Annotated in this window: 8 protein-coding genes; 5 read left to right on the plus strand and 3 right to left on the minus strand. The window is 69.0% G+C overall.

Features of this window, described 5'->3' with window-relative positions; all coding sequences use genetic code 11:
- Positions 1-83 precede the first annotated feature (83 nt).
- Together paaZ and VSO01S_RS25220 are read left to right on the plus strand one after the other, a co-directional pair.
- Positions 84-2,129: a phenylacetic acid degradation bifunctional protein PaaZ gene (paaZ, locus tag VSO01S_RS25215; RefSeq protein WP_068645518.1), complete on the plus strand. Its 2,046-nt coding sequence runs from the start codon at positions 84-86 to the stop codon at positions 2,127-2,129.
- A 28-nt stretch (positions 2,130-2,157) separates the two neighbouring features.
- Positions 2,158-2,466, plus strand: a complete 309-nt coding sequence (locus VSO01S_RS25220) for an EthD family reductase (protein WP_068645519.1) — start codon at positions 2,158-2,160, stop codon at positions 2,464-2,466.
- Between the two features lie 6 nt (positions 2,467-2,472).
- Here VSO01S_RS25220 and VSO01S_RS25225 read toward each other — a convergent pair whose 3' ends face one another.
- A complete protein-coding gene (locus VSO01S_RS25225) occupies positions 2,473-3,231 on the minus strand; it encodes a 3-oxoacyl-ACP reductase family protein (protein WP_068645520.1) in 759 nt (252 codons plus the stop codon).
- A gap of 113 nt (positions 3,232-3,344) precedes the next feature.
- On the opposite strand from VSO01S_RS25225, the gene VSO01S_RS25230 reads away from it, so the two are divergent.
- Entirely contained in the window at positions 3,345-4,295 is a 951-nt protein-coding gene (locus tag VSO01S_RS25230) for a LysR family transcriptional regulator (protein ID WP_068645521.1), read from the plus strand.
- 100 nt (positions 4,296-4,395) lie between these two features.
- Positions 4,396-4,773, plus strand: coding sequence for a VOC family protein (locus tag VSO01S_RS25235; RefSeq protein ID WP_068645522.1), 378 nt, complete (start codon positions 4,396-4,398; stop codon positions 4,771-4,773).
- Between the two features lie 9 nt (positions 4,774-4,782).
- On the opposite strand, the gene VSO01S_RS25240 is transcribed toward VSO01S_RS25235, so the two are convergent.
- Positions 4,783-5,583: a thioesterase family protein gene (locus VSO01S_RS25240; RefSeq protein ID WP_068645523.1), complete on the minus strand. Its 801-nt coding sequence runs from the start codon at positions 5,581-5,583 to the stop codon at positions 4,783-4,785.
- Positions 5,583-6,674, minus strand: a complete 1,092-nt coding sequence (locus tag VSO01S_RS25245) for a porin (RefSeq protein WP_068645524.1) — start codon at positions 6,672-6,674, stop codon at positions 5,583-5,585. Before VSO01S_RS25245 ends, VSO01S_RS25240 begins: the two co-directional genes overlap by 1 nt.
- A gap of 238 nt (positions 6,675-6,912) precedes the next feature.
- Here VSO01S_RS25245 and VSO01S_RS25250 point away from each other — a divergent pair.
- Positions 6,913-8,103: efflux RND transporter periplasmic adaptor subunit (locus tag VSO01S_RS25250; RefSeq protein WP_068645525.1), on the plus strand; the 1,191-nt coding region annotated here is incomplete at its 3' end.

Raw genomic sequence — 8,103 nt, forward strand, 5'->3', positions numbered from 1 at the left:
ACGGCGGCCTTTCCATGACGCAGATGCCCCCATCCCAGCCTTCCCCCAGAGGGGGAAGGAGCAACACGCAAAGGACATTGCTCATGACTACTACGCTCCAAAGCTACATCGCCGGCCGCTGGATCGGCCAGGAAGCCGCGCAGGAACTGCGCAGCGCCGTCAACGGCCAGGTGGTGGCGCGCACGCATGCCGAGGCCATCGACTTCGGCGAGGCCGTGGCCCATGCGCGCGACAAGGGCCTGCCGGCGCTGCTGGCGCTCGATTTCCAGCAGCGCGCCGAGCGGCTGAAGGCGCTGGCCAAGTACCTGGCCCAGCACAAGGAAACGCTCTACGCCGTCTCCACCCACACCGGTGCCACGCGCGCCGACAGCTGGGTCGACATCGAAGGCGGCGCCGGCACGCTGGCCGCCTATGCGGGCATGGGTGGCAACGAGCTGCCCTCGGGCAACGTGGTGCACGAAGGCCCGGCCATCCCGCTGGGCAAGAAGGGCAGCTTTGCCGGCACGCACATCCTGGTGCCGCGCCATGGCCTGGCCGTGCACATCAACGCCTTCAACTTCCCGGTGTGGGGCCTTTTGGAAAAGTTCGCGCCCAGCTTCCTGGCCGGCATGCCCTGCATCGGCAAGCCCGCCACCGCCACCAGCTACCTGACCGAGGCGCTGGTGCGGCTCATCAATGAATCGGGCATCCTGCCCGAGGGCGCGCTGCAGCTGGTGATCGGCGGCACGGGCGACCTGCTGGAGCGGCTCGACGGCCGCGACGTGGTCACCTTCACCGGCTCGGCCGAGACGGCCGCCAAGCTGCGCGTGCATCCGAACATCGTGCGCCAGTCGATCAGCTTCAATGCCGAGGCCGATTCGCTCAACTGCGCCATCCTCGCGCCCGACGTCACGCCCGACGACGAGGAATTCGACCTCTTCGTGAAGGAGGTGGCGCGCGAGATGACGGTCAAGGCCGGCCAGAAGTGCACCGCGATCCGCCGCGCCATCGTGCCGCGCCAGCACCTCGATGCCGTGGCCGAGCGCCTGCGCGCGCGCCTGGCGAAAACGGTGGTGGGCGACCCCGGCCGCGAGGACGTGCGCATGGGCGCGCTGGCCTCGCACGCGCAACGCAACGACGTGGCCGAGCGCGTGGCCGAACTGATGAAGGGCGCCGAGCTGGTGTTCAGCGACCGCGACGGCTTCGCCCCGGTGGGCGATGGCGTGGACGAGGGCGCCTTCTTCGCGCCCACGCTGCTGCTCTCGCGCAACCCGCTGACGCACGACGCGGTGCATGACGTGGAGGCCTTCGGCCCGGTCAGCACGCTCATGCCCTACGACGGCATCGACGAAGCGGTGGCGCTCGCGGCGCGCGGACGCGGCAGCCTGGTGGGCACGCTGGTCACACGCGACCCGGGCATCGCCGCCAAGGTGGTGCCGCAGGTGGCGGCACTGCATGGCCGCTTCCTGGTGCTGGACCGCGAGGCGGCCGCCGAATCCACCGGCCACGGCTCGCCGCTGCCGCAGCTCAAGCACGGCGGCCCGGGCCGCGCCGGCGGCGGCGAGGAACTGGGCGGCGTGCGCGCCGTCAAGCACTACCTGCAGCGCACGGCGGTGCAGGGCTCGCCCAGCATGATCGCGGCCATCACCGGCGAATACATGCGCGGCGCCAAGCTCAACGAGAGCGAGCTGCACCCGTTCCGCAAGCACTTCGAGGACCTGGCCATCGGCGATTCGCTGCTCACGCACCGCCGCACCGTCGGCGAGGCCGACATCGTGGCTTTCGGCGGCATCTCGGGCGACTACTTCTACATGCACTTCGACGAGATCGCGGCCAAGGAATCGCCCTTCGGCAAGCGCATCGCGCACGGCTACTTCGTGCTGTCGGCGGCGGCGGGCCTGTTCGTGTCGCCCGCACCGGGGCCGGTGCTGGCCAACTACGGCCTCGACACGCTGCGCTTCGTCAAGCCGGTGGGCATCGGCGACACCATCCGCGCGCGCCTGACCTGCAAGCGCAAGATCGACCGCAACCGCAAGGATGCCAACGGCGTGGGCCAGGGCGTGGTCGCCTGGGACGTGGAAGTGACCAACCAGGACGGCGAGCTGGTGGCCAGCTACGACATCCTCACGCTGGTGGCCAAGCGCGCTTGAACTTCGAAAGAACAGGAGCCATTCCATCATGATCAAGGTCTCGGTGATCTATCCCAACGACGAAGGCAGCACCTTCGACATGGACTACTACATCGACAAGCACGTGCCCCTGTGCCAGCAACTGCTGGGCGCGGCGCTGCTGAAGGTGGAGATCGACGAAGGGCTCTCGGGCGCCGCGCCCGACAGCCGCCCGCTCTTCGTTGCCGCGGTGCACATGTACTTCGAGTCGACCGCCGCCTTCTACGAGGCCTTCGGGCCGAACGCCAAGGCGATCCGCAGCGACGTGCCCAACTACACCAGCATCAAGCCGCTGACGCAGATCGCCAAGGTGCGTTGAGCAACTTCAGGCGCTGAGCCCGCCGTCGACCACGATGTCGGCACCGGTCACGAAGCTCGCGCCGGGGCTGGCCAGGTAGGCGACCATGCTGGCCACTTCCTCGGCCCGGCCGTAGCGGCCAATGGCGATGCCGGGGCCGACGAGCTTCGCGGCCTCGCCATCGGCCGGGTTCATGTCGGTATCGGTCGGGCCCGGGTGCACGGTGTTCACCGTGATGCCGCGCGGGCCCAGGTCGCGCACCAGGCTGCGGGTGAAGCCGGCCACGGCGCCCTTGGTCAGCGTGTAGATCGAGGCGCCGCCGAAGACCGCGTAGCGCGTCATCGAACTGCCGATGTGCACGATGCGCCCGCCGGCCTTCATCACGCGCGCGGCTTCCTGCGTGGCCACGAACACGCCGGTCACGTTCACCGCCAGCATGCGCTCGTAGTCCTCGAGGGAAACCTGCTCGATGGGCGCCCACTGCGCAATGCCGGCGTTGTTGACCAGGATGTCCAGGCCGTCGAAGGCCTGCGCAGTTTTCGCCACTGCGGCACGCACCGCATCCGGATTGCCCGCATCGGCTTGGATGGCCAGCGCCCGCCCGCCTGCCGCCTCGATCTGCGCGACCACCGCCTGGGCCTTGTCGGGCGAGGCGCTGTAGGTGATGGCCACCTTCGCCCCGTCTGCCGCGAGGCGCCGCGCGATGGCCGCGCCGATCGAGCGCGATCCGCCAGTGACGAGGGCCGACTTGCCGGCCAGGGGAAGGTTGTTCTTGCTGCTTTCCATGATTCGCTCCAGGGAAGTTGTGTGGATGGAGCGAATGTTGGGTTTTCGATTGCTTCTTCGGTAGTGGAGAATTGATGGAATATTTTTCAAGCAATCGTTGAAGGTGAGTGGGAATGGAAACCCTGGCCAATCTCGAATCCTTCGTGCGCAGTGCCCATGCGCGCAGCTTCTCCGGCGCGGCACGCAGGCTCGGGCTCACGCCGGCGGCGGTGAGCCGCAACGTGGCCATGCTGGAGCGCAACATCGGCCAGCGCCTGTTCCAGCGCAGCACGCGCCAGCTCACGCTGACCGAGGCGGGCGAGCGCTTTCTCGCGGGCGTGGAGCAGCACCTGGACGGCGTGCAGGCCGCCATTGCCGGCATGACCCTGCACAGCGGCGAGCCGGCCGGCGTGCTCAAGGTGAGCGTCGCGCCGAATTTCGGCATGGACTACGTGCTGCCCTTGCTGCCGTCCTTCCTGGCGCGCTATCCGGCCATCCGGCCCGACTGGCAATTCGACAACCGGCAGGTCGACCTGGTGGCCGAGGGCTTCGACGTGGCCGTGGGTGGCGGCTTCGAGCTGGCACCCGGCGTGGTGGCGCGCGCGCTGGCGCCGGCGCACATCGTGGCGGTGGCGTCGCCGGCGTTCATGCAGGGGCGAAAGATGCCGGCCGAGCCTTCGCAACTGGCCGAGTTCGACGGCATCGCCCTGCGTTCGACGCGCACGCGCCGGGTGCGCCAGTGGCTCATGCGCGACGCCTCGGGCACCGAAGTGCCGGCGCAACCGCGCGAGCAGGTCATCGTGGACGACCCCGCCGCCACCTGCCGGGCCGCAGTGCTCGGGCTGGGCGTGGCGCTGGTGCCGCTGTCCACCGCGCTGCCGCTGCTCGAAAGCGCTGCACTGGTGCGTCTGGTGCCCGGCTGGTATGCGGACCTGGGGGCCATCTCGATCTACTATGCCAGCCGCAAGCAGCTGCCGGCCAAGACGCGGGCCTTTGTGGAGCATGTGGCGCAGGGCTTCGAAGACCAGCAATTGGCGCGGCGCCTGCATGCGCTGTCCGCCGCGGCGGGCGGGCCGCGGCGCTGAGCCGAAGACCCTCGCGGCCAAGCGGTCGCAGCGCGAGGGCAGGGCGGCGCGGACAATGGCCGGTTCGATTTCCCACCAACGAACACTGCCAGGAGATTCCATGCTGCAAGACGCTCTCATGTACTCCTACATTCCCGCCAAGGACGTGGCGCGTGCGCGGGCCTTCTATGAAGAGAAGCTGGGTTTCAGGCCTTCGCGCGAGATCGGCGGCGGCGTGACCTACGTGTGCGCCGGCGGCACCGCGTGCTTTCTCTATCCCACCCCCAACGCGGGTACCTCGGCGGCCAGCCAGGCTTTCTGGGAGGTGGCCGACATCGAGCGCGAAGTGGCCGAGCTGCGTTCGCGCGGCCTGGCTTTCGAGGAATACGACATGCCGGGCCGGGCGGCGGATGCGCCCATCTACACGGCCGGCGGCGCCAAGGCCGCCTGGTTCAAGGACAGCGAGGGCAACATCATGGCCCTCATCCAGACGCTTTGAAGCAGCGCGTCAGCTGCGCTCGCGCAGCACCAGCGTCTGCACCGCCACGCCGATGCTGCCCTGCTCGTCGAAGAGCCGCGACAGGGTCAGGCCCGCGCCGCTGGCATCGGCCTGCGTCTGCGACTGCAGCCCGATCCATTCGCCCACCGGCTGGCGGTGCAGGTGCAGGCTGAGGTCGGCATTGGCGAAGACGAAGCGCCTGGCCGGCAGCACCCAGCTCAGGCCGTTGCCGAAATCGGCCGCGGCAATGGCGCGCATGGCCGGCGAGGTCGGCATGCCTTCGACAAAAGGCACCACCAGCCTGAACCACGCCGCGCCGCCGCCGGGCTGCGACGGGTCGCCCTGGGCGAGGCGGGTTTCCACCGCGCTGCTGTAGAACGACACGCCTTCGGGCAGGCCCGGGATGCGCAGCTTCTCGCCGCAGTCTGCGGGCAGGGGCAGCAGGCGATCGGGCGTCCATCCCGGCACATCCTCGGGCAGTTGCATGGCTTGCTGGCGCAGCATGAGTGCATGCGCGCGGGCCACCAGGGTGCTGCCGTCGAACAGGTCGATGGACAGCCGTGCCGTGGCGCGCGAGGCCTGCTTGACCAGTTCGGTGCGCAGCGGGCTCACCGGCACCGGCCGCACCAGTTCCACGGTGAGGCGCCCGAGCTGCCAGCCCGGTTCGCCCATGGCCTGCTCGGCCACATGCGCGAACAGGCCGCACGGGGCGCCGCCGTGCTGCGCGCGCGGATCCCATGGGCCGCGCGAAAGCACGCTGGGGTGCCAGGCATCGCCCCGGCGCGTGAACACCGCCGAGAGTTCGTCCATCAGAAGGTGAAGCGCATGCCGCCGATCCACTGCGTGAGATCGTTGTCGGTGGTGCTGGTGACGCCCGTCGGAATCGAGAAGGACGCCCGGCCCAGGCCCGCGCCTTCCTGGTTGCGGAAATACGTGAGGCCCGTGTAGAGCGTGGTGCGCTTGGACAGCGAGTATTCGTAGCCGACGCCCAGCCCTTCGGTGCGCGCGTTGTCGATGTAGCGCGGCTTGTTTACCACGTATTGGATCTTCACCAGGCTCACGCCCAGCCGGTAGTCGGCGCCCAGCCACCAGCCGCTGCCGTCCTGGTTGGCGGGGGTGCGATCGTCCACGTCCAGGTAGGCGCCCTTGAGCCGCAGGCTGCCGAAGCTGTAGGTGCCGCCAACGATCCAGCTGCGCCGGTGCGCGTCGGGCGTCACGCTGCCGCCCTTGTCGTCCAGCATGGCGGCCGAGATGGCGACCGGCCCCTGCGCATAGCGCACGTAGGCGTCGGCCACGCGGTTGCCGCCGGTGTCGTTGGCCACTTCGCCGAAGCCGCCCTGCACGCCGAAGCGGAAGCCCGCCCACACGGGGGACTCGTAGCGCACCGAATTGTTCAGCCGCGCCGGGCCGCCGTTGCCGGTGGCGCTGTCGGACGAGCCGCGCACCGGCTCGTAGCCGCCGAAGCCGCCCACCACCGCGCTGCTGGGGCCGTTGGACAGGTTGGACCACACGCTGAATTCGTCGGACAGGCGGTACAGGCTGGAGTACTGGCGCCCCAGCATCACGCGGCCGAAGGGCTCGTAGCCCCAGCCCACGTAGGCCTGGCGGCCGAAGATGGCGTTCTGGCCGTAGGTGCCCTCGTCCATGTTCAGGCCGGTTTCGAGCACGAAGTCGGCATCGAGGCCGCCGCCGAGGTTCTCGCGGCCCCGGAAGCCCAGGCGCGAGCCCGACAGGCCGCCCGACTGCAGGCGCGAAATGCGTCCGCCGCCGCCCCAGATGCCTTCGGCATACATGTCGGCCACGCCGTAGAGGGTGAGTGTGTCCTGGGCCTGCGCGAGGCCCGCCGCGGCGCAAAGGCCGAGCCCTGCCAAAGAGTTGCGGAGCGAAAACAGTGGGTGCATGTGTGGCACTTCTTGTGGTTGCTTGGCACGGATTACACGCGGACGGGCGCTTCTAGGCAAGGCCCGCTCACAACTGTTGTATGCCGTTCCACGACTGTTGCCAGTCATGAGCGCTTACACCTTACATTACCCGTTCCAACAAATTCGAGCGACAAAGACTCGAGGAGGGTCAGTGATGAATACAGCGCCTCGGCCATGGTCGAAGGTTCCGGAAAGCAGCCGGCAACAACAAGGTGGAATGCGTCGCGCGGCGGGATGCCTGGCACTGGCGGCACTGGCAGCCTCGGTGTTCATGTCGGGGTGTTCGAAACAGGAAGCAGCGCCCACCGGCCCGCGCACAGCGGCGGTCTCGGCGCTGACGGTCAAGGGCCAGACGGTGCCGGTCGCCTTCCAGTTCGTCGGCCAGACCGAGAGCTCGCAGCAGGTCGAGATCCGGGCCCGGGTCAACGGCTTTCTTGAAAAGCGCGTCTATACCGAAGGCAGCTTCGTCAAGCCGGGACAGGTGCTGTTCCTGATGGACAAGAAGCCCTTCGAGGCCGACCTGCAGGCGGCCAAGGGCGAGCTGGCGCAGCAGCAGGCGCGGCTGACCACCGCGCGCGCCAACCTGAACCGGGTCAAGCCGCTGGTGGCCGACAACGCCCTGGCCGCCAAGGACCTGGACGACGCCACGGGCCAGGAACAGGCCGCCGCGGCCGCGGTGGAAGCCGCCAAGGCCAAGGTGGCGGAATCGACCCTGAACCTGGGCTACACCACCATCAATTCGCCGCTGGCCGGCCTGAGCTCCTTTGCCAAGGTGCAGGACGGCGCATACATCAATGCCACCAACAACCTGCTGACCTACGTGGCGCGGCTGGATCCGATGCGGGTGAATTTCAGCCTGTCGGAAAACGAGAGTCTTCGACTGCGCGACGAAGTGAAGAAAGGCCTGCTGCTGGCCGCGCCCCGCGACGACTACGAAGTGGAACTGGTGCTGGCCGACGGCTCGGTGTTCCCGGCGCGTGGGCGCATCACCTTCGCGGATGCATCCTTCAGCCAGGAGACCGGCACCTTCCTGCTGCGCGCCGAACTGCCCAACCCGCAGGGAACCCTGCGCCCCGGCCAGTTCGTGCGGGTCAACGTGATCGGCTTCTCCAGGCCCAGCGCCATCATCGTGCCCCAGCGTGCCGTGCAGCAAGGCCCGCGCGGCGCCTTCGTCTGGACGGTGGACAAGGACAACAAGGCGCAGCAGCGCCCCGTGGTGGCCGGCGACTGGATGGGCGACCAATGGCTGGTGAGCGAAGGCCTGAAGGACGGCGACCGGGTGGTCGTGGACGGCTTCCTGCGCCTGGCGCCGGGCGCGCCGGTGCAGGCCAAGGATGTGCCGGCCGAGCCGCTGCCCAAGCGCGAGGCGCCTGCGCAGGGCGCGGCTGCCAAGCAGCAGGGAACTGCC

This window comes from Variovorax soli NBRC 106424 (assembly GCF_001591385.1).
Lineage (GTDB): Bacteria > Pseudomonadota > Gammaproteobacteria > Burkholderiales > Burkholderiaceae_C > Variovorax > Variovorax soli.